26 protein-coding genes are annotated in these 26,299 nt (G+C 54.4%); 12 read left to right on the top strand and 14 right to left on the bottom strand.

Going from position 1 to position 26,299, the window contains the following annotated elements; all coding sequences use genetic code 11:
• Positions 1-78: 78 nt before the first annotated feature.
• The 6 genes from csrA to mltB form a co-directional block, all read right to left on the bottom strand.
• A complete protein-coding gene (gene csrA, locus FDW97_RS22750) occupies positions 79-264 on the bottom strand; it encodes a carbon storage regulator CsrA (RefSeq protein WP_000906486.1) in 186 nt (61 codons plus the stop codon).
• Positions 265-502: 238 nt separating this feature from the next.
• Positions 503-3,130 carry an alanine--tRNA ligase gene (alaS, locus tag FDW97_RS22745; protein ID WP_061382320.1) on the bottom strand — a complete coding sequence of 876 codons (2,628 nt, stop codon included), beginning with the start codon at positions 3,128-3,130 and terminating at the stop codon, positions 503-505.
• A 127-nt stretch (positions 3,131-3,257) separates the two neighbouring features.
• Complete coding sequence (gene recX / locus FDW97_RS22740) at positions 3,258-3,758, bottom strand: recombination regulator RecX (protein WP_137351657.1); 501 nt, start codon at positions 3,756-3,758, stop codon at positions 3,258-3,260.
• Positions 3,759-3,830: 72 nt separating this feature from the next.
• On the bottom strand, positions 3,831-4,895 hold the full coding sequence (gene recA, locus FDW97_RS22735; protein ID WP_038633038.1) for a recombinase RecA: 1,065 nt from the start codon (positions 4,893-4,895) through the stop codon (positions 3,831-3,833).
• 92 nt (positions 4,896-4,987) lie between these two features.
• Positions 4,988-5,485 carry a nicotinamide-nucleotide amidase gene (gene pncC, locus FDW97_RS22730; protein WP_087856224.1) on the bottom strand — a complete coding sequence of 166 codons (498 nt, stop codon included), beginning with the start codon at positions 5,483-5,485 and terminating at the stop codon, positions 4,988-4,990.
• Positions 5,486-5,678: 193 nt separating this feature from the next.
• Positions 5,679-6,758 (bottom strand): lytic murein transglycosylase B, encoded by a 1,080-nt coding sequence (gene mltB / locus FDW97_RS22725; RefSeq protein WP_038633043.1) that lies wholly within the window; start codon positions 6,756-6,758, stop codon positions 5,679-5,681.
• A gap of 265 nt (positions 6,759-7,023) precedes the next feature.
• Here mltB and srlA point away from each other — a divergent pair, with 265 nt between their 5' ends.
• The 7 genes from srlA (at position 7,024) to gutQ (ending at position 11,992) form a co-directional block, all read left to right on the top strand.
• Positions 7,024-7,587: a PTS glucitol/sorbitol transporter subunit IIC gene (srlA, locus tag FDW97_RS22720; RefSeq protein WP_003825953.1), complete on the top strand. Its 564-nt coding sequence runs from the start codon at positions 7,024-7,026 to the stop codon at positions 7,585-7,587.
• Positions 7,584-8,555, top strand: coding sequence for a PTS glucitol/sorbitol transporter subunit IIB (locus tag FDW97_RS22715; protein ID WP_121529464.1), 972 nt, complete (start codon positions 7,584-7,586; stop codon positions 8,553-8,555). Before srlA ends, FDW97_RS22715 begins: the two co-directional genes overlap by 4 nt.
• A gap of 13 nt (positions 8,556-8,568) precedes the next feature.
• Positions 8,569-8,931: a PTS glucitol/sorbitol transporter subunit IIA gene (gene srlB, locus FDW97_RS22710; RefSeq protein WP_038633050.1), complete on the top strand. Its 363-nt coding sequence runs from the start codon at positions 8,569-8,571 to the stop codon at positions 8,929-8,931.
• A 17-nt stretch (positions 8,932-8,948) separates the two neighbouring features.
• Entirely contained in the window at positions 8,949-9,728 is a 780-nt protein-coding gene (srlD, locus tag FDW97_RS22705) for a sorbitol-6-phosphate dehydrogenase (RefSeq protein ID WP_006687183.1), read from the top strand.
• 101 nt (positions 9,729-9,829) lie between these two features.
• The gene (gene gutM, locus FDW97_RS22700) at positions 9,830-10,189 is read left to right on the top strand and encodes a transcriptional regulator GutM (protein WP_038633053.1); all 360 of its coding nucleotides are present in this window, start codon (positions 9,830-9,832) and stop codon (positions 10,187-10,189) included.
• A 71-nt stretch (positions 10,190-10,260) separates the two neighbouring features.
• The gene (locus FDW97_RS22695) at positions 10,261-11,034 is read left to right on the top strand and encodes a DNA-binding transcriptional repressor (RefSeq protein ID WP_006687181.1); all 774 of its coding nucleotides are present in this window, start codon (positions 10,261-10,263) and stop codon (positions 11,032-11,034) included.
• Positions 11,027-11,992 (top strand): arabinose-5-phosphate isomerase GutQ, encoded by a 966-nt coding sequence (gutQ, locus tag FDW97_RS22690; protein ID WP_038633059.1) that lies wholly within the window; start codon positions 11,027-11,029, stop codon positions 11,990-11,992. The genes FDW97_RS22695 and gutQ overlap by 8 nt, the downstream gene beginning before the upstream one ends.
• Here the strand turns inward: gutQ and norR are convergent.
• Positions 11,989-13,506, bottom strand: a complete 1,518-nt coding sequence (norR, locus tag FDW97_RS22685) for a nitric oxide reductase transcriptional regulator NorR (RefSeq protein ID WP_085048872.1) — start codon at positions 13,504-13,506, stop codon at positions 11,989-11,991. The two genes, gutQ and norR, sit on opposite strands and share 4 nt — an antisense overlap.
• A gap of 187 nt (positions 13,507-13,693) precedes the next feature.
• On the opposite strand from norR, the gene norV reads away from it, so the two are divergent.
• Positions 13,694-15,142, top strand: coding sequence for an anaerobic nitric oxide reductase flavorubredoxin (gene norV, locus FDW97_RS22680; RefSeq protein WP_085048871.1), 1,449 nt, complete (start codon positions 13,694-13,696; stop codon positions 15,140-15,142).
• Positions 15,139-16,272 carry an NADH:flavorubredoxin reductase NorW gene (gene norW / locus FDW97_RS22675; RefSeq protein ID WP_137351656.1) on the top strand — a complete coding sequence of 378 codons (1,134 nt, stop codon included), beginning with the start codon at positions 15,139-15,141 and terminating at the stop codon, positions 16,270-16,272. The genes norV and norW overlap by 4 nt, the downstream gene beginning before the upstream one ends.
• A 140-nt stretch (positions 16,273-16,412) precedes the next feature.
• On the opposite strand, the gene hypF is transcribed toward norW, so the two are convergent.
• From hypF to FDW97_RS22660, 3 genes are all read right to left on the bottom strand, one after another.
• Entirely contained in the window at positions 16,413-18,653 is a 2,241-nt protein-coding gene (hypF, locus tag FDW97_RS22670; RefSeq protein ID WP_137351655.1) for a carbamoyltransferase HypF, read from the bottom strand.
• Positions 18,654-18,796: 143 nt separating this feature from the next.
• The gene (gene hydN / locus FDW97_RS22665; protein ID WP_003037366.1) at positions 18,797-19,342 is read right to left on the bottom strand and encodes an electron transport protein HydN; all 546 of its coding nucleotides are present in this window, start codon (positions 19,340-19,342) and stop codon (positions 18,797-18,799) included.
• 145 nt (positions 19,343-19,487) lie between these two features.
• On the bottom strand, positions 19,488-20,501 hold the full coding sequence (locus tag FDW97_RS22660) for a LacI family DNA-binding transcriptional regulator (RefSeq protein WP_137347523.1): 1,014 nt from the start codon (positions 20,499-20,501) through the stop codon (positions 19,488-19,490).
• A gap of 262 nt (positions 20,502-20,763) precedes the next feature.
• On the opposite strand from FDW97_RS22660, the gene ascF reads away from it, so the two are divergent.
• From ascF to FDW97_RS22645, 3 genes are all read left to right on the top strand, one after another.
• Positions 20,764-22,218: a PTS cellobiose/arbutin/salicin transporter subunit IIBC gene (gene ascF, locus FDW97_RS22655; protein ID WP_087856227.1), complete on the top strand. Its 1,455-nt coding sequence runs from the start codon at positions 20,764-20,766 to the stop codon at positions 22,216-22,218.
• Positions 22,219-22,240: 22 nt separating this feature from the next.
• Positions 22,241-23,665 carry a 6-phospho-beta-glucosidase gene (locus FDW97_RS22650; RefSeq protein ID WP_137351654.1) on the top strand — a complete coding sequence of 475 codons (1,425 nt, stop codon included), beginning with the start codon at positions 22,241-22,243 and terminating at the stop codon, positions 23,663-23,665.
• A gap of 171 nt (positions 23,666-23,836) precedes the next feature.
• Positions 23,837-24,088, top strand: a complete 252-nt coding sequence (locus tag FDW97_RS22645) for a SymE family type I addiction module toxin (protein ID WP_038633077.1) — start codon at positions 23,837-23,839, stop codon at positions 24,086-24,088.
• 29 nt (positions 24,089-24,117) lie between these two features.
• Here FDW97_RS22645 and hycI read toward each other — a convergent pair whose 3' ends face one another.
• Genes hycI through hycF form a run of 4 tightly spaced genes read right to left on the bottom strand, consistent with a single transcriptional unit; the run spans position 24,118 to position 26,297 of the window.
• Positions 24,118-24,588, bottom strand: a complete 471-nt coding sequence (gene hycI, locus FDW97_RS22640) for a hydrogenase maturation peptidase HycI (RefSeq protein WP_038633079.1) — start codon at positions 24,586-24,588, stop codon at positions 24,118-24,120.
• Entirely contained in the window at positions 24,581-24,991 is a 411-nt protein-coding gene (locus tag FDW97_RS22635) for a formate hydrogenlyase maturation HycH family protein (RefSeq protein ID WP_003037385.1), read from the bottom strand. The genes hycI and FDW97_RS22635 overlap by 8 nt, the downstream gene beginning before the upstream one ends.
• The gene (hycG, locus tag FDW97_RS22630; RefSeq protein WP_003037388.1) at positions 24,988-25,755 is read right to left on the bottom strand and encodes a formate hydrogenlyase subunit HycG; all 768 of its coding nucleotides are present in this window, start codon (positions 25,753-25,755) and stop codon (positions 24,988-24,990) included. The genes FDW97_RS22635 and hycG overlap by 4 nt, the downstream gene beginning before the upstream one ends.
• Positions 25,755-26,297 carry a formate hydrogenlyase subunit HycF gene (hycF, locus tag FDW97_RS22625; protein WP_038633082.1) on the bottom strand — a complete coding sequence of 181 codons (543 nt, stop codon included), beginning with the start codon at positions 26,295-26,297 and terminating at the stop codon, positions 25,755-25,757. The genes hycG and hycF overlap by 1 nt, the downstream gene beginning before the upstream one ends.
• Between the last annotated feature and the right edge of the window lie 2 nt (positions 26,298-26,299).

Genomic DNA, 26,299 nt, shown 5'->3' with positions numbered 1-26,299 from the left:
GGGAGTGAAGCAGAAAAGCGAAGAAAAAGGACAACTCAATCAGGTTGCGCCTCACCAGAATGGTGAGACGCGAAAACCTTAATAACTGGACTGCTGGGATTTTTCAGCCTGGATACGCTGGTAGATCTCTTCACGATGGACAGAAACTTCTTTCGGGGCGTTTACGCCAATGCGTACCTGGTTGCCCTTCACCCCTAAAACTGTCACGGTGACCTCATCGCCTATCATGAGGGTCTCACCAACTCGACGAGTCAGAATCAGCATTCTTTGCTCCTTGAAAGATTAAAAGAGTCGGGTCTCTCTGTATCCCGGCATTATCCATCATATAACGCCAAAAAGTAAGCGATGACAAACACCTAAGTGTAAGCAGTCACGGCATCACATTCTGTTAAACCTAAGTTTAGCCGATATACACAACTTCAACCTGACTTTATCGTTGTCGATAGCGTTGATGCAAACGCTGCGGATTGAAGCCCGCAGCGTCGACTTACGCTTATAATTATTACAGTTTTGCGCTGACCCAGCCTTTCACACTGGCTAACGCTGCAGGCAGAGCCGCTGCATCCGTACCACCGGCTTGCGCCATGTCCGGACGACCACCACCCTTACCGCCTACCTGCTGAGCGACCATACCAACCAGTTCCCCTGCTTTCACTCGGTCTGTCACATCCTTAGACACACCAGCAATCAGAGAAACCTTACCTTCAACTACCGTTGCCAGAACGATAACGGTAGACCCCAGTTGATTTTTCAGATCATCAACCATGGTACGCAACATTTTCGGCTCAACGTCCGCAAGTTCACTGACCAGCAGCTTCACGCCGTTGATATCAACCGCTTTGCTGGAGAGATTTGCACTCTCCTGCGCCGCAGCCTGTTCCTTCAATTGCTGCAATTCTTTTTCGAGTTGACGCGTACGTTCCAGTACAGAACGCACTTTATCACCGATATTCTGGCTATCGCCTTTCAGCAGCTGCGCGATATCGCTTAAGCGGTCGCTCTCAGCATGCACGGTTTGGATAGCGCCTTCACCGGTTACGGCTTCGATACGACGAACGCCCGCCGCCGTGCCTGACTCAGACACAATGCGGAACAGACCGATATCCCCCGTACGGCTGGCGTGAGTACCGCCACACAGTTCGGTGGAGAAATCGCCCATACTCAGAACGCGCACGTGGTCATCATATTTCTCGCCAAACAGCGCCATTGCGCCTTTGGCTTTCGCCGCTTCCAGATCCATGATGTTCGTTTCAATCGGCAGGTTGCGACGAATTTGCGCATTCACCAGATCTTCAACGGCACGGATTTCAGCAGGCTTCATGGCTTCGGTATGAGAGAAGTCGAAACGCAGCACTTTATCGTTAACCAGCGAGCCTTTCTGTGCCACATGCGTGCCCAATACCTGGCGCAGCGCCGCGTGCATCAGGTGCGTTGCGGAGTGATTCAAGCGGATACGCGCACGACGCGCTTCATCCACATCAGCCTGTACTGCATCGCCTATTTTCAGAGAACCCGCAGACAGTTTGCCGATATGACCAATCGCCTGGCCATATTTTTGCGTGTCACTCACGGCAAACGCAAAGCCCGCACCTTTCAGTTCGCCCTTGTCGCCAACCTGACCACCAGATTCCGCATAGAACGGCGTCTGATCCAGTACAACAACAGCGTCCTGACCGGCGTTAATGGCGTCTACCGCTTTACCATCGACAAACAGCGCAGTCACTTTGCCGTTCAGCTCAAGATGCTCATACCCTTTAAATTCTGAAGCGCCATCAACGCGAATCATCGCATTGTAGTCTGCGCCAAAACCGCTGGCTTCACGCGCACGACGGCGCTGTTCTTCCATTGCGGCTTCAAAGCCCGCCTCGTCAACCTTGATGTTGCGCTCGCGGCAAACGTCTGCCGTCAGGTCAACCGGGAAGCCGTATGTGTCATACAGACGGAAGGCGGTTTCGCCATCCAGCGTATCACCCGTCAGTTTTGCCAGCTCTTCGTCCAGCAGTGCCAGACCACGTTCCAGCGTACGAGCGAACTGTTCTTCTTCGGTTTTCAGAACCTGTTCAACCATTGCCTGTTGACGCTTCAGCTCTTCACCTGCAGACCCCATGACTTCCACCAACGGACCAACCAGCTTGTAGAAGAAGGTATCCTTCGCGCCCAGCATGTTGCCATGACGTACCGCGCGGCGAATGATACGGCGCAGCACATAGCCACGGTTTTCATTCGACGGGACAACGCCATCGGCAATCAGGAATGCACAAGAACGGATATGGTCAGCGATAACGCGCAGCGACTTGTTGCTCAGATCGGTCGCACCAGTAACTTTCGCGACGGATTCAATCAGTGAGCGGAACAGGTCAATTTCATAGTTGGAGTTAACGTGTTGCAGCACGGCCGCAATACGCTCCAGACCCATACCGGTATCCACGGACGGCTTCGGCAGCGGTTCCATGGTGCCGTCAGCCTGACGGTTGAACTGCATGAAGACGATGTTCCAGATCTCAATGTAGCGATCGCCATCTTCTTCTGCGCTTCCCGGAGGGCCGCCCCAAATGTGGTCGCCGTGGTCGTAGAAAATTTCGGTGCACGGACCGCAAGGACCGGTATCACCCATCTGCCAGAAGTTGTCGGATGCATAGGCCGCGCCTTTGTTATCACCAATGCGGATGATACGCTCGCGCGGAATACCAACTTCTTTTTCCCAAATTTCATAGGCTTCATCGTCAGTTTCATAGACGGTGACCCACAGACGTTCTTTTGGCAGGGCAAACCAGTTTTCACCGGTCAGCAGTTCCCATGCGAATTGAATGGCGTCGTGTTTGAAATAATCGCCGAAGCTGAAGTTGCCCAGCATTTCGAAGAAGGTATGGTGACGTGCAGTGTAACCGACGTTTTCCAGGTCGTTGTGCTTACCGCCCGCACGTACACAACGCTGCGAGGTGGTTGCGCGGGAATAATTACGCTTGTCGAGGCCAAGGAAAACATCCTTGAACTGGTTCATCCCGGCGTTGGTAAACAACAAAGTAGGGTCATTGTTTGGTACCAGGGAGCTGCTGGCAACTACCTGATGTCCTTTACTATGGAAAAAATCGAGAAACGCCTGACGGATCTCAGCGGTGCTCTTGCTCATAATTATCCTGAAGAAATCAAGCTAACGAAATGTCATTACCAGCATCGGCAGCAAACTGCGCCTCTGGCAATCGAAAAGTGGGAATAAGATAAGTTTTCTTTACTGGGAAGTAAAATCCCGTATGCGCTCAATCGTCAAAATTTCGCCATATTGCCTGAATATCTTCCATCAGATAGCCACGATAGAGCAAAAAACGCTGGGCCTTTACCTTATCTGAAAAATCGACTGGTAAAGGTTCACCGTATTTCCTGATTGCCTGCTCGCGCGCAAGTACTGCCCAGTCAATTTCACACTCGCGCATGGCGCGCTCAATAGCCTCACGCGAGATTCCTTTCTGGCTGAGTTCCTGCCGCACTCGCGCAGGCCCATAACCTTTGCGGCTACGGCTGGCAATAAACTGCTGAACGAAGCGGTCATCATCCAGATAATGACTTTCAATGCACCAGGCAATGACCTTGTCGTAATCTTCCGGGGAAGCATCAATGTCTTCCGGCCCTTGTTTGCCCATCACCGGCGCGGCCAGTTTACGCCGTAGTTCCTGCTCGCTGTGATCGCGCATTGCCAGAATACGCACGGCGCGGTCGAGCAGTCGGGAATAAGCGGATCGGCGGGAAGTTGCATCTGTCATAGTGAACCTTCAGAAATGCAAAAGGGCTGCATGATATGCAGCCCTTTACTGTATGCGATGTAAAACAGATTATCAGAAATCTTCGTTCGTTTCTGCTACGTCTTCGCCACCGTCATCAACAGAGAAATCTGGCGTTGAATCCTGGTTATTGAGCAGTAACTCGCGCAATTTCTTCTCAATTTCTTTTGCGGTTGCCGGGTTTTCTTTCAGCCAGTTGGTCGCATTCGCTTTACCCTGACCGATTTTCTCACCGTTATAGCTGTACCATGCACCGGCTTTTTCAATCAGCTTCTCTTTCACGCCCAGGTCAACCAGTTCGCCATAGAAGTTGATACCTTCACCATACAGAATCTGGAATTCAGCCTGTTTAAACGGCGCGGCGATTTTGTTTTTCACGACCTTAACGCGGGTTTCGCTACCAACCACGTTGTCGCCCTCTTTCACTGCGCCGATACGGCGAATGTCCAGGCGCACGGAGGCATAGAATTTCAGCGCGTTACCACCGGTAGTGGTTTCCGGGTTACCGAACATAACGCCAATTTTCATACGGATCTGGTTGATGAAAATCAGCAGCGTGTTGGACTGCTTCAGGTTACCGGCCAGCTTACGCATCGCCTGGCTCATCATACGCGCCGCAAGACCCATGTGAGAGTCGCCAATCTCGCCTTCGATTTCCGCTTTCGGCGTCAGCGCCGCCACGGAGTCGACAACGATAACGTCAACCGCACCGGAACGCGCCAGCGCATCACAGATTTCCAGCGCTTGTTCACCGGTATCCGGCTGGGAACACAGCAGGTTGTCGATATCAACGCCAAGCTTACGGGCATAGACGGGATCCAGCGCGTGTTCCGCATCAATGAACGCACAGGTTTTACCTTCGCGCTGAGCGGCGGCAATAACCTGCAGCGTCAGCGTCGTTTTACCGGAAGATTCAGGCCCGTAGATTTCGACGATACGGCCCATTGGCAAACCGCCCGCGCCTAATGCGATGTCCAGAGAAAGCGAACCGGTGGAGATGGTTTCCACATCCATGGAACGGTCTTCACCCAGGCGCATGATGGAGCCTTTACCGAATTGCTTTTCGATCTGACCCAGCGCTGCCGCCAACGCTTTCTGTTTGTTTTCGTCGATAGCCATTAATTACTCCTGTCATGCCGCTTTCGGGGTAAACCGCGAAACGTGAAAGATAATGTTCTGTTGAGGCAATTATACTGTATGCTCATACAGTATCAAGTATTTTGTAGAAATTGTTGCCACAGGGTTTGTAACGCATAGGCAGTCGCCTGCCGACGTACCGCATCGCGGTCACCGCTGAAACATTCCCGGCGGGTAATCCCCTCGCCGCTTGCGCTGGCAAAGGCAAACCATACCGTACCCACAGGCTTTTCCTCACTGCCGCCATCCGGCCCCGCAATACCGCTGATCGAGACCGCTAAATGCGCGCGGGCCGCTTTTAGCGCGCCAATCGCCATTTCCACGACGACAGGCTCACTCACCGCGCCATGCTGGGCCAGCGTCTCTTCGCGCACGCCAATCATCTGCGCTTTGGCTTCGTTGCTGTAGGTCACGAACCCGCGTTCAAACCAGGCGGAACTGCCGGCAATATCCGTAATGGCTTTGGCTACCCAACCGCCGGTGCAGGATTCCGCCGTCGTAACGGTCGCCCCGCGCGCTTTCAGCGCCAGGCCAACCTGCTCGCTTAACTGCATCAGTTCACTGTCGGTCATTTCAGCCTCTGTCAGTTAAAAAAATATGCCGCACAAGATAGCACTTTCACAACCAATGTGGGGATGGGGAGAACGTTTTACGAGGGGGATTCCAAAAATTGATCCGTTGCAAAATAAGACCCGCCGGATGGCGATGTCAGAGCATCTTATCCGGCCTACAAGCAATATCTTATCTGTAGGCCGGTTGGAGCGATTACTGTACGCGCGCCAGCGCTACCGCCTGACCCAATTGCCACACCGCCATCGCGTAGTGGGTACTGTGGTTGTAGCGGGTGATGGTGTAGAAGTTTGGCAGCCCGTACCAGTACTGATAACCGGTGCCAATATCCAGGCGCAGCAGGCTGGCCTGCTGATGATTCCCCAACGACTGCTGCGGCGTCAGACCCGCGGCGGCAAGCTGTGAAATGCTGTACTGGGTTTTAAAGCCGTTCGCCAGCCCAGGCGCCTGACCATTCGCCGGCACCGCGACCGTATCGCCTTTCACCCAGCCGTGGCCTTTGAAATAGTTCGCCACGCTACCGATGGCGTCAACCGGATCCCACAGATTAATGTGCCCATCGCCATTGAAATCGACCGCATATTCTTTATAGGAAGACGGCATAAACTGGCCGTAGCCCATCGCACCGGCGAAGGAACCTTTCAAATCGAGCGGATCATCACTTTCATCTCGCGCCATCAACAGGAAAGTTTCCAGTTCGCCAGAGAAGTATTCCGCACGACGAGGATAATTAAAGGACAGCGTCGCCAGCGCATCCAGAATTCGCGTTTTGCCCATCACGCGGCCCCAGCGCGTCTCTACGCCAATAATACCGACGATGATTTCCGGTGGCACGCCGTAGACCTGCCACGCACGGTTCAGGGCATCTTCATATTGATTCCAGAAGGCCACGCCGTTTTGCACGTTGTCCGGCGTGATGAACTGCTTGCGATAACGCAGCCACGCGCCGTTAGGTCCGGCTGGAGGTTGAGTCGTCGGCGCCTGACGGTCCATCAAACGCAATACGGAGTCCAGCCGCTTGGCCTGCGACAGGATCTCCTGCAACTGCTGACGGTCAAAGCCATGCTTGTTCACCATCTTCTCGATGAACTGTTGCGCGTTCGGGTTATTGGCAAAATCGCCGCCCGTTAGCATGACATTGTGCTGTGGCTCAAGCAGGAAACCGCCGGATGGCGTACCCGTAGTCGTTTGAGTCTCTGAAGGTTTAGGTTTGCTGCTACAGGCAGCAAGCAATACGAAAAGGGGAAGTAACGCTACATAACGACGCTTGAACATGAGACATCCATTAAACAAATTCAGCCTGGGAGAAGTATGGTAAAGCATCCTCAGCCATACAAGGAAGCAGTAGTCGCTCTGCTTCACAGAATTTCCCCCCTCTTGCACTTCCGACCGTCATATTTGCGAGCGCTTACGCAATAACTTTCAAAATAAAATATTTACCTTTCATTTTGAGATCAAAATAACACTTTTAAATCTTTCGATCTGATTAAAATTAGTTTCCGTTTGGCAAGATAACTAAAAAACCCTACAGGAGAGAATAATGATCGACACCATCACACTCGGTGCTGAGTGGTTTATCGGGCTGTTCCAGAAAGGCGGAGAGGTGTTTACCGGCATGGTGACCGGTATTCTTCCCCTGCTGATTAGCCTGCTGGTCATCATGAATGCGCTGATTAACTTTATCGGCCAGCAGCGTATTGAACGTTTTGCTCAGCGCTGCGCCGGAAACCCACTGTCCCGCTATCTGCTGCTGCCGTGCATCGGCACATTTGTGTTTTGTAATCCGATGACGCTAAGCCTGGGCCGCTTTATGCCAGAAAAGTACAAGCCCAGCTACTACGCTGCGGCCTCTTATAGCTGCCATTCCATGAATGGCTTATTCCCGCACATCAACCCCGGCGAGCTGTTTGTCTATCTCGGTATCGCCAGCGGCCTGACGACGCTGGGCCTTCCGCTTGGCCCGCTGGCGGTGAGCTATTTGCTGGTCGGTCTGGTCACCAACTTCTTCCGCGGCTGGGTAACCGATTTCACCACCGCCATTTTCGAGAAAAAAATGGGCATTCAACTTGAGCAGAAAGTTCATCTGGCGGGAGCAACATCATGACGCGTATTCGTATTGAAAAAGGCACCGGCGGCTGGGGCGGCCCGCTTGAACTAGATGCCGTACCGGGCAAGAAAATTGTCTATATCACTGCCGGGACTCGCCCTGCGATTGTCGACACGCTGGCGAATCTGACCGGTTGGCAGGCCATTGATGGTTTCAAAGAGGGCGAACCGCCGGAGAGTGAAATTGGCGTGGCGATCATCGACTGCGGCGGCACGCTGCGCTGTGGGATCTATCCCAAACGTCGCATACCCACGGTAAATATTCACGCCACGGGGAAATCCGGTCCACTGGCCCAGTACATTGTCGAAGATATCTATGTCTCTGGCGTAAAAGAAGAAAACATTACCGTTGTCGGTGAAGCATCCATTGCGCCGCAACCTGCAAGCAGCACGATTGGTCGCGATTACGACACCAGTAAAAAGATTACTGAACAAAGCGATGGTCTGTTGGCAAAAGTCGGTATGGGCATGGGGTCAGCCGTTGCTGTCCTGTTCCAGGCCGGTCGCGACACTATTGATACCGTTCTGAAAACCATTCTGCCATTTATGGCGTTCGTCTCGGCGCTGATCGGCATCATCATGGCTTCTGGTCTGGGAGACTGGATAGCCCATGGACTCGCACCGCTCGCCAGCCACCCGCTGGGACTGGTGACGCTGGCGCTGATTTGCTCTTTCCCGCTGCTGTCGCCTTTCCTCGGCCCTGGTGCGGTCATCGCCCAGGTTATCGGGGTGCTGATCGGCGTACAGATTGGCCTGGGGAACATCCCTCCCCATCTGGCGCTACCGGCCTTGTTTGCCATTAATGCGCAAGCCGCATGCGACTTTATTCCAGTGGGGTTATCGCTGGCCGAAGCGCGTCAGGACACGGTCCGCGTCGGCGTGCCATCCGTCCTGGTAAGCCGCTTCCTGACCGGCGCGCCTACCGTTCTCATCGCCTGGTTTGTATCCGGCTTTATTTACCAATAAGAGGCACTCAAAAATGACCGTGATTTATCAAACCACCATCACCCGCATCGGCCAAAGCGCCCCGGACGCACTTTGCGACCAGATGTTAATTACCTTTCGTGAAGGCGCGCCAGCGGATATTGAAGAGTTTTGCTTCATCCATTGCCACGGCGATCTGAACGGTTCTTTGCACGCCGGGATCCAGTTTGAACTGGGCCAGCATCACTACCCGGTCACCGCCGTTGGCAGCGTGGCGGAACAAAACTTACGTGAACTGGGGCATATCACCCTACGTTTTGACGGACTCAGCGAAGCGGAATTCCCTGGCACCGTACATGTGGCGGGCCCTGTACCGGACGATATCGCGCCGGGCTGTATTTTGAAGTTTGTTGCTTAAGATTGAAGGAGAAAAAGATGAATCAGGTTGCCGTTGTCATTGGTGGAGGCCAGACCCTGGGAGCGTTCCTTTGCCGTGGGCTTGCGACAGAAGGATACCGCGTCGCGGTGGTGGATATTCAAAGCGATAAAGCCGCCAACGTCGCGCAGGAGATTAACGCCGAGTTTGGCGCAGGCACAGCGTACGGTTTTGGCGCTGATGCCACCAGCGAACAGAGCGTGCTGGCACTATCACGCGGAGTGGATGAAATATTTGGTCGCGTCGACCTGCTGGTTTACAGCGCGGGTATCGCTAAAGCCGCGTTCATCAGCGACTTTCAGCTTGGGGATTTCGACCGCTCGCTGCAGGTGAACCTGGTCGGTTACTTCCTCTGCGCCCGTGAATTCTCGCGCCTGATGATCCGCGATGGCGTTCAGGGACGCATTATCCAGATCAACTCCAAATCAGGGAAAGTAGGCAGTAAACACAATTCGGGCTACAGCGCGGCAAAATTTGGCGGCGTGGGTTTAACCCAATCGCTGGCGCTGGATCTGGCGGAATACGGGATTACCGTCCATTCGCTGATGCTCGGCAACCTGTTGAAATCACCGATGTTCCAGTCATTATTACCGCAGTACGCTACCAAACTGGGCCTTAAGCCGGATGAAGTAGAGCAGTATTACATTGATAAGGTTCCGCTCAAACGCGGCTGCGATTATCAGGACGTGCTGAACATGCTGCTGTTTTATGCCAGTTCGAAAGCCTCTTACTGCACTGGACAATCGATTAACGTCACCGGCGGTCAGGTGATGTTCTAAGAGGTATGACTGCCCGGTAGCGCTGTGCTTACCGGGCCTACGAATATTATGTAGGCCGGATTAGGCGCAGCCGTCGTCCGGCAAAATCAAAGGAGCGCATTATGGTTTCCGCACTGATTACCGTCGCCGCCATCGCCTGGTGCCTGCAACTGGCGCTTGGTGGCTGGCAAATATCCCGCTTTAACCGCGCGTTCGATAAACTTTGTCAGCGGGGTCGGGTGGGCGTGGGTCGTTCCGGCGGACGGTTTAAACCGCGCGTGGTCGTCGCCATCGCGCTTGATGAGCAACAGCGGGTTACCGATACGTTATTTATGAAAGGTCTTACCGTATTCGCCAGACCCGGCAAAATTGCCACCATAATGGGCAAACATCTTGATGATTTACAGCCTGATGTGATCTTTCCCCATGATCCGTTAGCGCAGAATGCACTATCATTGGCGCTTAAACTGAAACATGGGTAATTTCGTTGTGAATGCTAATAGCTTGCGAAATTATCATTTTGCAACCTAAATAAGTCAGGGTAATCACGCCTATGAAACCTCGTCAGCGTCAGGCTGCCATACTGGAGCACCTGCAAAAGCAGGGAAAATGCTCGGTTGAAGAACTGGCCCACTACTTTGACACGACCGGTACAACCATTCGCAAAGACCTGGTCATTCTGGAAAATGCTGGAACCGTCATTCGTACCTATGGCGGCGTAGTGTTGAACAAAGATGAATCTGACCCGCCCATCGATCACAAAACCCTAATTAACACGCATAAAAAAGAGCAGATCGCTGAAGCCGCCGTCCGTTATATCCATGATGGCGACTCCATCATTCTGGATGCGGGCAGCACCGTATTGCAGATGGTGCCGATGCTTACCCGCTTTAGTAACATCACCGTCATGACCAACAGTCTGCACATTGTTAATGCCCTTTCGGAGCTGGACAACGAGCAAACCATCCTGATGCCTGGCGGGACCTTTCGCAAAAAATCTGCGTCATTTCACGGTCAACTGGCAGAAAACGCCTTTGAGCAATTCAGCTTTGATAAACTCTTCATGGGGACCGACGGTATTGACCTCAATGCCGGCGTGACCACCTTTAATGAGGTCTTTAGCGTCAGTAAAGCGATGTGCAATGCCGCTCGCGAAGTGATTCTGATGGCTGACTCCTCAAAATTTGGGCGTAAAAGCCCTAATGTTGTGTGCAGTCTGGAAAGCGTTGACAAGCTGATTACCGATGCAGGTATAGACCCTGCATTTCGTCAGGCGCTGGAAGCAAAAGGGATTGAAGTAATCATAACCGGAGAAACCAATGAGTGATGCACTACTGAACGCGGGCCGTCAGACGTTAATGCTGGAACTGCAGGAAGCCAGTCGACTGCCGGAGCGACTGGGCGATGATTTTGTCCGCGCCGCCAATACTATCATCCACTGTGAAGGCAAAGTCATTGTCTCCGGGATTGGCAAATCAGGCCATATTGGCAAAAAAATTGCTGCGACCCTCGCCAGTACCGGCACCCCTGCCTTTTTTGTGCATCCGGCGGAAGCGCTGCATGGCGACTTAGGCATGATTGAAAGCCGCGACGTGATGCTGTTTATCTCTTACTCCGGCGGCGCGAAAGAGCTGGATCTCATCATTCCGCGCCTGGAAGACAAATCCGTCGCCCTGCTGGCCATGACCGGAAAACCAACCTCGCCGCTGGGCCTGGCGGCCAAAGCCGTGCTGGATATTTCTGTTGAACGTGAAGCCTGCCCGATGCGCCTGGCGCCGACCTCCAGCACCGTGAACACGCTGATGATGGGCGACGCGCTGGCAATCGCCGTGATGCAGGCGCGCGGCTTTAACGAAGAAGATTTTGCCCGCTCGCATCCGGCTGGCGCGCTGGGCGCTCGTCTGTTAAATAAAGTGCATCACCTGATGCGCCGTGACGATGCCATTCCGCAGGTAACGCTGACCACCAGCGTCATGGACGCGATGCTGGAACTCAGCCGCACGGGTCTTGGTCTGGTGGCTGTCTGTGATGACGCGTCACTGGTGAAAGGCGTCTTCACTGACGGCGACCTGCGCCGCTGGCTGGTTGGCGGCGGCGCGCTCACCACGCAGGTTAGCGAAGCAATGACCCATAATGGCATTACGCTGCAGGCGCAGAGCCGCGCGATTGACGCCAAAGAGATCCTGATGAAACGCAAAATCACTGCCGCACCGGTGGTAGATGAAAACGGTAAACTCACCGGCGCTATCAACCTGCAGGATTTCTATCAGGCCGGTATTATCTAATCCTTCAGCCCCAGGCGTTTCGCCAGCCGGTGCAGGTTGGCGACGTCTGTTTCCAGCGCCCGCGCGCTTGCCGCCCAATTGTGGTTATTTTGCGCCAAGGCCCGGCGGATCATCTCGCGCTGAAATGACTCCGTTGCCTCACGCAAATTGTGATGCTGCGGGATCTCTGCCACGACGTCCGGCTGCGGTACAGGGCTTTCATCCTGCAAGGCAAAATGCTGTGCCTCCAGCACCACCTCATCCCCTGCCCGGGTAGCCCTTGCCAGCACAACCGCCCGATGAATGGCATGTTCCAGCTCGCGCACGTTTCCGGGCCAGCCGTAACTCAGCAGATGATTACGCGCGCCGGGGCTTAACACAACGCGGGAAAGTCCCAGCCGCAGCCGACATTGCTCGCAAAAATAGCCTGCCAGCAGCACTACATCTTCGCCGCGCTCACGCAGTGGCGGCACGGAAAGGGGAAAAACGCTCAGACGATGAAACAGATCCGCGCGAAAATTCCCCGCCAGCACCTCTTCTCGTAAATCACGATTGGTCGCCGCCAGTACGCGCACGTCAACGCGCAGGCTGCGATCGTCCCCTACGCGCTGAATATCGCCATACTGCAATACGCGCAGCAGCTTGGCCTGCAACGCCAGCGAGAGTTCGCCAATCTCGTCGAGAAACAGCGTGCCGTTATCCGCCATTTCAAATTTACCGCTACGATTACTGATAGCCCCGGTAAAAGCCCCTTTTACGTGACCAAAAAGTTCACTTTCCGCCACGCTTTCGGGCAACGCCGCGCAGTTGAGATACACCAGCGGATTCACCGCACGCGGCGAACCTTCATGAATCGCTTTGGCTACCAACTCCTTCCCGGTCCCGGTTTCGCCGCTGATCAGTACGTTGAGATCGGACCCTGCCACAATCTCAATCTCTTTTTTCAACTGCATCATATTGGGCGACAGGCCAATCATCTGGGTTTCCGTCACCTGCTCGAAAGCCGTCGACGAACCCGGCAGCATATTCTGGCTTTCCAGTTGTTCAATCAGCAACGCATTACTCAGCGCCCCCGCAGCCAGAGCGGCAATTAGCCTAAGCTCTTCATCGCTGAAGACATCGAACTGATCGGGCTCCATGCCATCCAGCGTTAACGCACCAATCAGATTTTGTCCGGCAAACAGCGGCAACCCGATGCAGGCATGCACTTTCAGGCTCTCCTGACCCGGGATTAACCCGTCATAAGGATCGGGCAGATCGCTGTCGGCAGGAAAACGTACCACGTCCCCGGCGCGGGCAATCGCCTCCAGCCGCGGATGTCCCTCCAGCGTGAAGCGGCGGCCGAGGACATCCTGCGCCAGGCCATCGATAGCCAGCGGGATAAACTGTCGCGACTCGTAGCGCAGCAGTGCCGATGCGTCGCACTCCAGCACCTGGCGCAAGGTCGTGATCAGGCGCTGAAAACGGTCCTGATGACCGATACCGCTTTGTAATTCAATGGCGATACCCGCCAGCACATCTACTGAAAAGCTCATGGCAACCTCATTGTCATTTTGACAATTCATATTGTCATATTGACAATAAAATAAACAGTCATTTTGACTACCACTTTATAGGCACTAAATAATAAATCATTAAAAATCAAACAATTAAAAAGTTGGCACACAACCTGCAATTAACAAAATATCTTTTTAGAAAAACGCTGAATTAATTGAGGTTGCTATGTCTATTCTGGTTAAAAATAACATTCATTGGGTTGGCCAACGTGACTGGGAAGTGCGAGATTTCCACGGCACTGAATACAAAACGCTGCGCGGTAGCAGCTACAACAGCTATCTCATCCGTGAAGAAAAAAACGTGCTGATCGATACAGTAGACCATAAGTTTAGCCGTGAATTCGTGCAGAACCTGCGCAGTGAAATTGACCTCGCGGATATCGACTACATCATCATTAACCACGCGGAAGAAGATCACGCCGGTGCGCTGACCGAACTGATGTCCTGCATCCCGGACACGCCAATTTACTGCACCGCTAACGCGATTGATTCCATCACCGGCCACCACCATCATCCGGAGTGGAACTTCAACGTGGTGAAAACCGGTGATTCTCTGGACATCGGCAACGGCAAACAACTGATCTTTGTTGAAACGCCGATGCTGCACTGGCCTGACAGCATGATGACCTACATGACCGGCGATGCGGTACTGTTCAGTAACGATGCTTTCGGCCAGCATTACTGCGACGAACGTCTGTTCAATGATGAAGTTGACCAGACCGAACTGTTCGAACAATGCCAACGCTACTACGCCAACATCCTGACCCCGTTCAGCCGTCTGGTGACGCCGAAAATCACTGAGATCCTCGGCTTCAACCTGCCGGTCGATATGATTGCCACCTCCCACGGTGTGGTATGGCGCGACAACCCAACGCAGATCGTTGAGCTGTACCTGAAATGGGCGGCCGATTATCAGGAAGACCGCATCACCATCTTCTACGACACCATGTCCAACAACACCCGCATGATGGCGGACGCCATTGCCCAGGGCATCAACGAAGTTGACCCGAACGTGGCGGTGAAAATCTTTAACGTCGCCCGTAGCGACAAAAACGACGTCCTAACCAACGTCTTCCGTTCTAAAGGCGTACTGGTCGGTACTTCCACCATGAACAACGTGATGATGCCGAAAATCGCCGGACTGGTGGAAGAGATGACCGGCCTGCGTTTTCGTAACAAACGCGCCAGCGCCTTTGGTTCTCACGGCTGGAGCGGCGGCGCAGTTGACCGCCTGTCCACCCGTTTACAAGATGCCGGTTTTGAGATGTCGCTTAGCCTGAAGGCGAAATGGCGTCCGGATCTGGATGCGCTGGAACTGTGTCGTCAGCACGGTCGTGAAATTGCACGTCAGTGGGCGCTTGCTCCGCTACCGGAAACGACCGTCAAAGCGACAACCAAAGAAGAAGAGTGCGCTTGTGCCGCTGCGGCTGCGGCTGACCTCGGCCCAAGCATGCAGTGCAGCGTGTGCCAGTGGATTTACGATCCAGCAAAAGGCGAACCGTTGCAGGATGTCGCGCCAGGTACCCCATGGAGCGATGTGCCGGATAACTTCCTGTGCCCGGAATGTTCATTAGGTAAAGACGTCTTCGACGTACTGGCAACGGAGGCAAAATGAGCCACGGAATTGTCATTATTGGTTCGGGCTTCGCCGCCCGCCAGTTAGTCAAAAATATCCGTAAACAGGATGCAACTGTTCCGTTGACCCTGATTGCCGCTGACAGCATGGATGAGTACAACAAGCCCGATCTCAGCCACGTTATCAGTCAGGCACAGCGTGCAGACGACCTCACCCGCCAGTCGGCGGGGGAGTTTGCCGAACAGTTTAATTTGCGCCTGTTCCCCTACACCTGGGTGACCGACATCGACACCGATGCCCACATCGTGAAAAGTCGGGACCAACAGTGGCAGTACGACAAGTTGGTGCTGGCGACGGGGGCTTCAGCCTTTGTGCCTCCAGTCACCGGACGTGAGTTAATGCTCACATTGAACAGTCAGCAAGAATACCGCGCCTGTGAAACGCAACTGCGTGATGCCCAGCGGGTACTCATTGTCGGCGGCGGTCTGATTGGCAGTGAGCTGGCGATGGATTTTTGTCGTGCCGGTAAAGCGGTAACACTTATCGACAACGCCGCCAGCATTCTGGCCTCGCTGATGCCACCGGAAGTCAGCAGTCGCTTACAGCATCGTCTGACCGATATGGGTGTGCATCTGCTGCTGAAATCACAGCTTCAGGGTCTGGAAAAAACTGAATCGGGTATTCGCGCCACGCTCGATCGTAGTCGCCGCGTAGAAGTCGATGCGGTGATCGCCGCCACCGGTCTGCGCCCGGAAACGGCGCTGGCGCGTCGTGCCGGATTGAGCATTAATCGTGGCGTCTGCGTCGACAGCTATCTGCAAACCAGCCACCCGGACATTTATGCCCTCGGCGACTGCGCGGAAATTAACGGTCAGGTGCTGCCGTTCCTGCAGCCGATTCAACTGAGCGCCATGTATCTGGCGAAAAACCTGCTCGGCGGCAATGCTCCGCTGAAGCTACCTGCCATGCTGGTAAAAGTTAAAACGCCGGAACTGCCATTGCATCTGGCGGGGGAAACCCAGCGGCGCGATCTGAACTGGCATATTGCCGCGGAAGCGCAAGGTATGGTGGCCAGAGGAATGAACGACGAAGGCCAGCTATGTGCGTTTGTGGTCAGTGAAGACCGGATGAAAGAGGCCTTTGCGCTGCTGAAAACATTGCCCTTGTAAGTCTGTGGTGCCGGATGGCGCCGCGCCTTATCCGGCAATGCTGCTACTGATTTATTAACCTCACGCACATGGACGTGCGTTGCCACTTGTCGGTATGCCCCGACATGTTTTTCTTGCCCCGCCAGTCCCGGGGCTTTTTTTTATTTTTGCGCCAACCAGCGCGCCGCGGCAATCACGCCCTGCCCCAGCGATAATCCCCCATCACCCGCCGGTAAACGCTGCGGGAACAGTAAGGTAAAATCAGCCAGATAAAATGCCAGCCGCGATGACAACAAACGGTTATGCATCACGCCACCGCTGAATACTAACGTCTTAACGCCACGCGCTTCAGCCTGCTCACGCATCAGCGTGGCAAACCCACACGCCAGCGCATCATGAAACGCCCACGCTCTTGCCGCAGGCGCCCCCTGCCAGTTCAGCCATTGCTGCCAAAAAACAGCCAGGTCAAGCTCATTACCTTGCAAGGGGATTGTTACCGGATGCTCAACGCCTTCACATTGCGATGCCAGTGCCTCCAGCGCGCAGGCGGCCTCGCCTTCATAGCTCAGCGAAGTCGGTGCGCACTGGAGCGCGGCGGCAACGGCATCAAACAGCCGTCCGCACGATGACGCCAGCGGCGCATTGATCCCCCGCTCAATGGCGCGTGCCAGCACGTTCCAGTTTTGCTGTTGCAGCGCCGATGTTTCCGGGAATCGCTGCCAGTCAGGGACAAAACGCAGACACTGCGCGAGCAGGTTACGCCACGGCTGCTTTGCCGCCAGATCGCCGCCCGCCAGCGCGACCGCGGGTAAGCCGCCCAGGTGTTCGCATTCACGATAGTTGACCCGCAAACACTCTCCGCCCCACAGTGCGCCGTTTGCTCCCATGCCGATACCGTCTACCGTCAGAGCGATAACGTCTCCACCGTCCAACGGCCAACCGTGCTCAGCCATACACGCAGCAGCATGCGCATGGTGATGCAGCACCGTTTCGGTCGGCAGATTCATCTCACTGGCCCACTGGCTGGAAACATAGCCGGGGTGAGCATCATGCACGATACACTGTGGCGTAAAGTCATAAATATTCTGGATCAGGCGCAGCGCATCACGCCACTGCTGCTGGATGCCGTCATCGCTGAGATCGCCCAAATGCTGACTGATAACCGCCTGTTCGCCACGCACCAGACAGAAGGTATTTTTTAGATCCGCGCCTAAACACAGCATCGGCGGCACGTCACGAAAACCCGGCGGCAACGCGACCGCATCCGGCACGTAACCCCGCGAGCGGCGCAGCATTTCCCCACTTTCACGCACCACGGAGTCATCCATACGCTGCACAATTTCGCGGTTATGCAGCAGGAAACCGTCGGCAATCTCGCGTAAATCTTCCAGCGCCTGCGCGTTGGTAATGGCTGGCGGCCTGCCGCTGAGGTTGCCGGAGGTCATTACCAGCGGGCACTGCATCTCTTGTAACAGGAGATGCTGCAACGGATTCGCTGGCAGCATAACGCCAACTTCCGTTAACCCTGGCGCTATTCCCTCGCTCAATGCCGCTACATAGCGTTTTTGCACCAACACGATCGGTGCGGCAGGGGTGGTTAACAGACGAAGCGCAGCTTCAGGCAGTCCGTCGTCAGCAGGCAACATCACCGCCAACGGTTTAGCCGGGCGATGTTTACGCAACCGGAGCAGCGCCACAGCATTATCATTTCGCGCATCGCAGACCAGATGAAAACCGCCAATGCCTTTCACAGCGACAATGCCGCCCGCTTTTAGCAACGCTACCGCCGCCTGCAGCGCCTCTTCTTTTTCCGCTCGCTCACCCGCGCTTAGCCACTCAAGATGTGGACCACATTGCGGGCAGGCAACGGGTTGGGCGTGAAAGCGACGGTCATAGGGATCGCGATACTCTGTATCGCATTGCGCACAGAGAGGGAAGGACGCCATCACGGTAAACGGACGGTCGTACGGCATGGCGCGGATAATCGTAAAACGCGGGCCACAATGGGTGCAGTTGATGAAGGGGTAGCGATAGCGACGTTCGCCGGGGGTGTTCATTTCAACAAGGCATTCGGGACAAGTCGCGGCGTCCGGGACAATTTGCGTATTCATCGTACCGCCTGCACTTTGGCGAATCGAGAAATCGGCAGGCTGCTGCGTCCAGGCGAATGGTTCGCTCTCAATGCTATCAATGCGCGCCAGCGGCGGACAATGTTGATGTAATTGCGCAATAAACTCCGCCGGATCTTCCTGTAAGCGCACCACCACACCGTCACCGTCGTTGCACACGTCGCCATGCAGTTGCAGGCGCTGCGCCAGTTGCCAGACGAAGGGGCGAAACCCGACGCCCTGTACCTTGCCGCGAATACGCAGTTGTACGCCGGAGTGGTTGTTGATTGTCATTATGTCCTTCCCGCAGTCATCTATCCCGGTTTGCCGGATGGCGCTACGCTTATCAGGCCTACGTGAATGCGAAAAGTAGGCCGGATAAGGCGAAGCCGCCATCCGGCATAAGTACTACCGTATTTTACGCGGATTTTTAGCGATCAGAACAGCAAAGATGCGGTGGAGTCCAGCGCCGCGCGGCGGCGTTTTTCAGCGCTCAGTTGCTCAAGCTTATTGCGATCCACATAAATCAGCGCGTGAGTCGGGCAGACTTCCATACAGGCAGGACCCGCTTCGCGGTGGTGGCACAGGTCGCACTTGTTGGCTTCGGCTTTTTCTGCACGAACGTTCAGGCCCGCGCCGCTGTTACGCACAACCGGACGCACGACAACTTCCATTGCCCCATAAGGACACGCCACCACGCAGGTTTTACAGCCAATGCAGCGTTCCTGCATCACATGGACAAAGCCTTTATCACGGCTGATTGCACCGTTTGGACAGACGTTAGCGCACGGCGCGTCTTCACACTGGCGGCACAGCGTCGCCGTGGAGACGTTAACGCCTTTGATGACGTGAATGCGGGGTAAAAAGGTTTCAGGGGTCAGCGATGCGCAGTCCTGGTTATCCTGATGGGATACTACGCAGGCCACTTCACAGGTACGGCAACCAATGCATTTATTGGCGTCTGCAATGATGAAACGGTTCATCAATTTCTCCAGCAATGACAGATTATCTGCCGAAGCATTCACGAATCGTGCCAAATTTTAATGCACTGTTATTAAAGGGTTTTTATTTTGATGGATGTAAGAATGGTGTGTCATCGTCACTAGTGACGATGACAAATGACAGCCGTCAGCGCGAAACGTATGGCGCAACAGAATCGCGCTGAATGAGTTCCCCGGTGAAGATTTTTGGCGGCGTAAATGCCCCGTCACCCAGCATAAATATCAGGCGACCAATCGTTTCCTGGATCATTTCCGTCACCGGAATTTTGACGCTGGAAAGCGCCGGAATAGTGTATGGCGCGATGGCGATATCATCGAAACCAATCACCGACACCTGGGCAGGCACACGGATACCCTGATCATGCAACTGCTTCATCGCGCCTATCGCCATATCATCATTGCTGGCCACCAGCGCGGTAAAATTGATCTTGCGTGAAAGTAAGGTATCAACGCCCGCCGCACCGCAGGCTGGCGTCCACTTTCCTTTGACAATCAAATCATTATTTAGCGAAATGCCATGCGCAGCCAGCGCGTCTTTATAGCCTGAGAGTCGTTCCACGCCGGTAGGCGAATCCATCGAGCCGGTAATAAAACCAATCTCCTGGTGCCCGGCGGCAATCAACTGCGCAACGGCGTTAAAGCTGGTTTGTTTTTGATCGCACCAGACGCTGTGGCTACTGTTTTTACGCAGCCGTCGATTAAGCACCATAATCGGCTGGGCGTGCGCGTCAATGATCTCGTCTATTTCATCCACGCTGAGAAAACGCGGATAGATCATAATCGCGTCACAGCGCAGGTCGAGTAAGTACTGGATCGCCTGACGCTCTTCCTCTGCGCTATGTTTACCATCAGCCAGCAACAACTGGCGCCCCTTATCCTCCGCCATCCGCGCGGTGTGAAACAGCAGCTCGCTGAAATAGACGCCATGATAAAGAGTATTGGTCACCACCAGACCCAGCGTCTGCGTGGTCTTCGCCGCCAGGCTGCGCGCCAGTAAATTAGGGCGGTAACCACTCTCTTCAATGGCCTGAAACACACGGTCTTTGGTTTCCTGGCTGACGTAACCGTTCCCGGAAAGCACCCGGGAAACCGTCGCTTTCGACACCCCGGCCCGCTTCGCCACCTCCAGCATCGTGGTCATAGTACTCATCCCTTTGCTCTTAATGTGACGCAGTGTACTGCACCGTTTCGCCGCTGTCCTCGCTGCTAAAACGCGGCGCCTGACATCTGGTGATCATCATCACAATTATAAAAACAATAAAAATTAATTCTTGTTTAATGAATATAAATTAAACATTATTTTGTGGAACCGGTTTCCTATCTGAGTTTCATCACTCAGAAACGTGACCTGCGCAAACGGATAAAACATAACGTACCCTACTGATAAAACAGGATTAAATCCGATGTCCAAGAATTATGCAGCGCTGGCGCGCTCCGTTGTGACGGCTCTGGGAGGCGTCGACAACATCACAGCAGTGACCCACTGTATGACCCGTTTGCGTTTCGTTATCAAAGATGATGCGCAGGTCGATAGCGCGACGCTGAAAACGCTCCCTGGCGTGCTGGGCGTAGTACGTAACGATAATCAGTGTCAGGTGATCATCGGCAACACCGTTTCGCAGGCGTATCGCGAAGTTGTCAGCCTGCTACCTGCCAACATGCAACCTGCTGAGCCGCAAACCAAACCCCGGCTGACGCTGAAACGGATTGGCGCGGGGATCCTCGATGCGCTGATCGGCACGATGTCACCGCTGATCCCGGCAATTATCGGTGGATCAATGCTCAAACTGCTGGCAATGGTTCTGGAAATGACCGGCGTGCTGGTAAAAGGATCGTCCACCCTCACCATTCTGACCGTTATCGGCGACGGCGCATTTTTCTTCCTGCCGCTGATGGTCGCCGCTTCGGCAGCCATCAAATTCAAAACCAACATGTCGCTGGCAATTGCTATTGCGGGTGTGCTGGTCCATCCCAGTTTTATCGATCTGATGGCAAAAGCCGCGCAGGGTGAGCACGTTGAGTTCGCCCTGATCCCGGTGACGGCGGTCAAATACACCTACACCGTGATCCCGGCACTGGTCATGACCTGGTGTCTGTCATATATCGAACGTTGGGTGGATCGTATCACGCCGGCAGTGACCAAAAACTTCCTCAAACCGATGCTGATCGTGCTGATCGCCGCCCCGCTCGCGATCGTTTTAATCGGCCCGATTGGTATCTGGATCGGTAGCGCAATTTCAGCGCTGGTCTATACCATTCACGGCTATCTCGGCTGGCTGTCGGTCGCCATTATGGGCGCATTGTGGCCGCTGTTGGTGATGACGGGTATGCACCGCGTGTTTACGCCCACCATTATCCAGACCATTGCCGAAACCGGTAAAGAAGGCATGGTGATGCCCTCTGAAATCGGCGCCAATCTGTCGCTGGGCGGTTCATCGCTGGCGGTGGCATGGAAAACCAAAAACCCGGAACTGCGTCAGACAGCGTTAGCGGCCGCCGCTTCAGCCATCATGGCAGGCATTTCCGAACCCGCGCTGTACGGCGTGGCGATCCGTCTGAAACGCCCACTGATTGCGAGCCTAATCAGCGGTTTTATCTGCGGTGCCGTTGCCGGTATGGCTGGACTGGCGAGTCATTCCATGGCGGCCCCTGGCCTGTTCACCAGCGTCCAGTTTTTCGATCCGGCTAATCCGATGACCATTGTCTGGGTGTTTGGCGTGATGGCGCTGGCGGTCGTGCTTTCCTTTGTATTAACACTGATTCTCGGCTTTGAAGATATTCCTGTCGAAGATGCTGCCGCGCAGGCCAGAAAAAATCAGGCCGCACAAGCGGGCAATATCAATGGAGCCAGCATTTGACTGGCATGAACTGAGGTTAACTATGTCTGTTTTTCCGCAAGGATTTTTATGGGGCGGCGCGCTGGCCGCCAACCAGTCTGAAGGGGCATACCGGGAAGGCGGCAAAGGGCTGACCACCGTCGATATGATCCCCCATGGCGAACACCGGATGCCGGTTAAACTGGGTCAGGAGAAGCGCTTTACGCTTCAGGACGACGAATTTTATCCCAGCCATCAGGCGATCGACTTTTATCATCGCTACAAGGAAGATATTGCGCTGATGGCGGAAATGGGGTTTACGGTTTTTCGCACCTCAATAGCCTGGAGTCGTCTCTACCCTAACGGCGACGAACTGGCGCCTAATGAAGAAGGTATCGCGTTTTACCGGGACGTTTTTGCCGAGTGTAAAAAATACGGTATTGAGCCGTTAGTCACGCTATGTCACTTCGATGTGCCCATGCATCTGGTTACCGAGTACGGCTCCTGGCGGAACCGCAAAATGGTGGAGTTCTTTACCCGTTACGCCCGCACCTGCTTCGAAGCCTTTGACGGTCTGGTGAAATACTGGCTGACGTTCAACGAAATCAACATCATGCTGCACAGCCCTTTTTCAGGGGCCGGGTTGGTGTTTGAAGAGGGGGAAAATCAGGATCAGGTGAAATATCAGTCCGCCCACCACGAACTGATTGCCAGTGCCCTGGCGACGAAAATCGCCCATGAAGTAAATCCGCAAAATCGGGTCGGCTGCATGCTGGCGGGCGGTAATTTTTATCCTTATTCCTGTAAACCAGAAGATGTGTGGACCGCGCTGGAAAAAGACCGCGAAAACCTGTTCTTTATTGATGTGCAGGCGCGCGGGGCTTATCCCGCCTACTCCGCCCGGGTGTTTCGCGAAAAGGGCGTGACGATAGAAAAAGCCGCGGAAGATGACGACATCCTGAAGAACACCGTCGATTTCGTCTCGTTTAGCTATTACGCATCACGCTGCGCCTCCGCTGACATGAACACGGGCAACACCAGCGCTGCCAACGTAGTGAAATCACTGCGTAATCCGTACATTGCCGCCAGCGAATGGGGCTGGGGTATCGATCCGCTTGGCCTGCGCATCACGATGAATATGATGTATGACCGTTATCAGAAGCCGCTGTTTCTGGTGGAAAACGGGCTGGGGGCGAAAGATGAAATGGATGCCAACGGCGAGATCAATGACGACTATCGCATTCGCTATTTACGCGAACACATCCGCGTCATGGCTGACGCCATTGAAGATGGTGTGCCGCTAATGGGTTACACCACCTGGGGCTGCATCGATCTGGTTTCCGCCTCAACCGGCGAGATGAGCAAGCGTTACGGTTTTGTGTATGTAGACCGGGACGATGCGGGCCAAGGCACGCTGGCGCGTACCCGCAAAAAATCATTCTGGTGGTACAAAAAAGTGATCGCCAGTAACGGGGCCGATCTGGCGTAATTCCTCAGCCGGAGGGTTTTGTAATCCTCCGGCAGAATCACCTATTTTCATTTCATGAATTGCATTCCAAATGTGGAATCTTCCTTCCAGTTTCCGGTTTGCCCTTGCGCATTTTTACTGGCATTTTATTCAGTAGTTTTTCTCTTATCCGTTCACCACAAGGAAGCGTTCATGTCTGATGAAAATGGCACAACAGCAGTGGTTATCACCAAACCCGTACGTCGTTTGAAAGTGGGCTATGTCAGAAAACGCCATGAAGATCGTAACACGGGTTTCACGCTCCGTATCAGTCGGCATGCCTCGCTAACGCTGAACGGCGACTGGCTGGAACAAGCGGGATTCCCTACCGGGACGGCAGTGAATGTTTCGGTGATGCAGGGGAAATTAATTATCGAGCAGGCAAGTGAAGAACAGAGTGTGTGAGATGCCACTGGCATCCGGCGTTGGTAAGGTTACTCTTCTGGCGCTTCTAACCCGGAAAATCCACCGTGGCCTTCCCATCCGGCTAATCGTTGATAGACGGTCTCGACCGCATCTTTGATCGGCTGCGTCATCGGGTAATAAAAACCGACAATATCCGGCTGAATGCCGAGGAAGATCACCTCGCCAACATCCTCTTTTAGCTGATCGACCAGATAGTTCAGCGGCATGTTGTGGGTGGTCATCATGAACATTTCAGCAATATCATCCGGGTCGATAATGCGGATTTCACCCGGGTTTAACCCCATGTCGGTGGCATCCACAATCAGCAGACGCTGTGGGCGCAGTTCACGGATAGCGACGATATCGTTTTCCGGCGCGCTGCCGCCGTCGATGACAACCCAGTTGCCCTGAGGATTGGCAGCGCACATTTCCGCCAGTAGCGGACCCGCGCCGTCATCGCCCATCATGCTGTTGCCGACACAAAGTAAAACGTCAGTCACGGTGTCTCCTCACCATCAGATAGATGGCGCTTTCCTGGTGAATATCATGCAGCATGCTGAGCATCAGCTTGCTCCACTCCTGCTGCTGCGGAGTCTGCACGGCGCGCGCATCATCAAACGCGCGCGCCAGCATTTGCACATGGTTGAAATCGATGACGATCTCGCCATACTTCGGCACGCCTTCCATTTTCCGCCGGGCTTCGCTGCCCTCGGCAAGGGTGGCTATCCACGCCAGATATTCATCCCACGGACAGGTTAACGCCGCTTCCAGGCAATCGATGATCCCAAGGTGGTGACCAATCGCCAGGCTGTAATAGACAACCTGCTGCGCCTCTGCGGGCGTCGCATCGTTCTCATCAATAAACTTACGGCTCAGTTGACTGAACACCACCGTTTCACTCATCGGATACGCGCCTCTTCGACTACATGGTTAAGATGCGTGACGATTTCGGTCAGACGCGGATCGTTTTCCGCTTCCAGCCAGCGCGCCACCTGATGTTCACCCTGCCCTAACTGCGTCATATAGTCATCAGCAATCTGGCGACCGTAGCGGTAACCCGCCAGACGGCGAGCTTCGCGGTCCACCTTCACACGCAGCGGTTGAACCATATCCGGATGCAGAATTTCAGCGGGCTGTTCGTCCAGTTCACCTGGCGCACGCGCATGAATTTTCTGTTCCAGCAGACCCAGCGCCATCGCAAAACCGTACAGCGTTGCCGCAGGCGTCGGCGGACAGCCAGGAATATACACGTCCACCGGAACGATTTTATCCGTGCCGCCCCATACGCAGTATAAGTCGTGGAAGATACCGCCGCTGTTACCGCAGGCGCCGTAAGAGATACAAATTTTCGGATCCGGCGCAGACTGCCAGGCGCGCAGCGCCGGAGAACGCATCGCGCGGGTTACCGCGCCGGTAAACAGCAGGATATCCGCATGACGCGGCGACGGTACCACTTTGATACCAAAGCGTTCGGCATCAAACAGCGGAGAGAGCGTGGCGAAAATTTCGATTTCGCAGCCGTTGCAGCCGCCGCAGTCCACACGATAAACATACGCTGAACGCTTGATGCTTTTCAGCAGCGATGCTTTCATGCTGGCAATGGATTCATCCACCGTCATCGGTACCGGAATACCGTTGGCGTCACGTGGGCCTAATAAATTGCTCATCAGCTGGCCTCTTTCATATGGCGAGTCAGTTCAATACGGTCAGACGGCACCAGACATTTCTGGCGCTTACAATCCGGGCAGGTCTCAAAGCTTTCACGGTGGTTTTCCGCGCGGCTGTCACCGTTGTGTTTGAGCAGCGCAATGGCGTAATCAATCTCTTTTTGTACCGCGAACGGGCGGTTACAGACGCGGCAGTTACACAGCGAAAAGCGAGACTGCTGCAGGAAATCTTCTTTCTTCCATACCGCCAGCTCATATTCCTGCGACAGCTTGATCGCCGCCGTCGGGCAAACTTCTTCGCAGCGGGCGCAGAAGATGCAGCGACCGAGGTTGAACTGCCACGCCAGCTCATTGGTAACCAGATCGGTTTCAACCGTCAGCGCATTGGATGGACACGCATTGACACAGGCCGCGCAGCCAATGCACTGCTGCGGATTGTGCTCGGGTTTACCGCGGAAATTTTTATCGACCGCAATCGGCTCCAGCGGATACGACGACGTCGGCGCCCCGGTTTTGATGACTTTTTTGATAAAGGTAAACATGG

The organism is Citrobacter sp. wls708, from assembly GCF_005281255.1.
In the GTDB taxonomy this organism is placed as follows: Bacteria; Pseudomonadota; Gammaproteobacteria; order Enterobacterales; family Enterobacteriaceae; genus Citrobacter; species Citrobacter werkmanii.
Note: the sequence above shows the minus strand (reverse complement) of the source record. Positions and strands in the feature narration are given on the sequence as shown.

What these genes read in the sequence shown, in the direction of transcription:
- csrA (WP_000906486.1), bottom strand. Translation starts at nt 264, where the DNA reads ATGCTGATTCTGACTCGTCGAGTTGGTGAGACCCTCATGATAGGCGAT.
- alaS (WP_061382320.1), bottom strand. Translation starts at nt 3,130, where the DNA reads ATGAGCAAGAGCACCGCTGAGATCCGTCAGGCGTTTCTCGATTTTTTC.
- recX (WP_137351657.1), bottom strand. Translation starts at nt 3,758, where the DNA reads ATGACAGATGCAACTTCCCGCCGATCCGCTTATTCCCGACTGCTCGAC.
- recA (WP_038633038.1), bottom strand. Translation starts at nt 4,895, where the DNA reads ATGGCTATCGACGAAAACAAACAGAAAGCGTTGGCGGCAGCGCTGGGT.
- pncC (WP_087856224.1), bottom strand. Translation starts at nt 5,485, where the DNA reads ATGACCGACAGTGAACTGATGCAGTTAAGCGAGCAGGTTGGCCTGGCG.
- mltB (WP_038633043.1), bottom strand. Translation starts at nt 6,758, where the DNA reads ATGTTCAAGCGTCGTTATGTAGCGTTACTTCCCCTTTTCGTATTGCTT.
- srlA (WP_003825953.1), top strand. Translation starts at nt 7,024, where the DNA reads ATGATCGACACCATCACACTCGGTGCTGAGTGGTTTATCGGGCTGTTC.
- FDW97_RS22715 (WP_121529464.1), top strand. Translation starts at nt 7,584, where the DNA reads ATGACGCGTATTCGTATTGAAAAAGGCACCGGCGGCTGGGGCGGCCCG.
- srlB (WP_038633050.1), top strand. Translation starts at nt 8,569, where the DNA reads ATGACCGTGATTTATCAAACCACCATCACCCGCATCGGCCAAAGCGCC.
- srlD (WP_006687183.1), top strand. Translation starts at nt 8,949, where the DNA reads ATGAATCAGGTTGCCGTTGTCATTGGTGGAGGCCAGACCCTGGGAGCG.
- gutM (WP_038633053.1), top strand. Translation starts at nt 9,830, where the DNA reads ATGGTTTCCGCACTGATTACCGTCGCCGCCATCGCCTGGTGCCTGCAA.
- FDW97_RS22695 (WP_006687181.1), top strand. Translation starts at nt 10,261, where the DNA reads ATGAAACCTCGTCAGCGTCAGGCTGCCATACTGGAGCACCTGCAAAAG.
- gutQ (WP_038633059.1), top strand. Translation starts at nt 11,027, where the DNA reads ATGAGTGATGCACTACTGAACGCGGGCCGTCAGACGTTAATGCTGGAA.
- norR (WP_085048872.1), bottom strand. Translation starts at nt 13,506, where the DNA reads ATGAGCTTTTCAGTAGATGTGCTGGCGGGTATCGCCATTGAATTACAA.
- norV (WP_085048871.1), top strand. Translation starts at nt 13,694, where the DNA reads ATGTCTATTCTGGTTAAAAATAACATTCATTGGGTTGGCCAACGTGAC.
- norW (WP_137351656.1), top strand. Translation starts at nt 15,139, where the DNA reads ATGAGCCACGGAATTGTCATTATTGGTTCGGGCTTCGCCGCCCGCCAG.
- hypF (WP_137351655.1), bottom strand. Translation starts at nt 18,653, where the DNA reads ATGACAATCAACAACCACTCCGGCGTACAACTGCGTATTCGCGGCAAG.
- hydN (WP_003037366.1), bottom strand. Translation starts at nt 19,342, where the DNA reads ATGAACCGTTTCATCATTGCAGACGCCAATAAATGCATTGGTTGCCGT.
- FDW97_RS22660 (WP_137347523.1), bottom strand. Translation starts at nt 20,501, where the DNA reads ATGACCACGATGCTGGAGGTGGCGAAGCGGGCCGGGGTGTCGAAAGCG.
- ascF (WP_087856227.1), top strand. Translation starts at nt 20,764, where the DNA reads ATGTCCAAGAATTATGCAGCGCTGGCGCGCTCCGTTGTGACGGCTCTG.
- FDW97_RS22650 (WP_137351654.1), top strand. Translation starts at nt 22,241, where the DNA reads ATGTCTGTTTTTCCGCAAGGATTTTTATGGGGCGGCGCGCTGGCCGCC.
- FDW97_RS22645 (WP_038633077.1), top strand. Translation starts at nt 23,837, where the DNA reads ATGTCTGATGAAAATGGCACAACAGCAGTGGTTATCACCAAACCCGTA.
- FDW97_RS22635 (WP_003037385.1), bottom strand. Translation starts at nt 24,991, where the DNA reads ATGAGTGAAACGGTGGTGTTCAGTCAACTGAGCCGTAAGTTTATTGAT.
- hycG (WP_003037388.1), bottom strand. Translation starts at nt 25,755, where the DNA reads ATGAGCAATTTATTAGGCCCACGTGACGCCAACGGTATTCCGGTACCG.
- hycF (WP_038633082.1), bottom strand. Translation starts at nt 26,297, where the DNA reads ATGTTTACCTTTATCAAAAAAGTCATCAAAACCGGGGCGCCGACGTCG.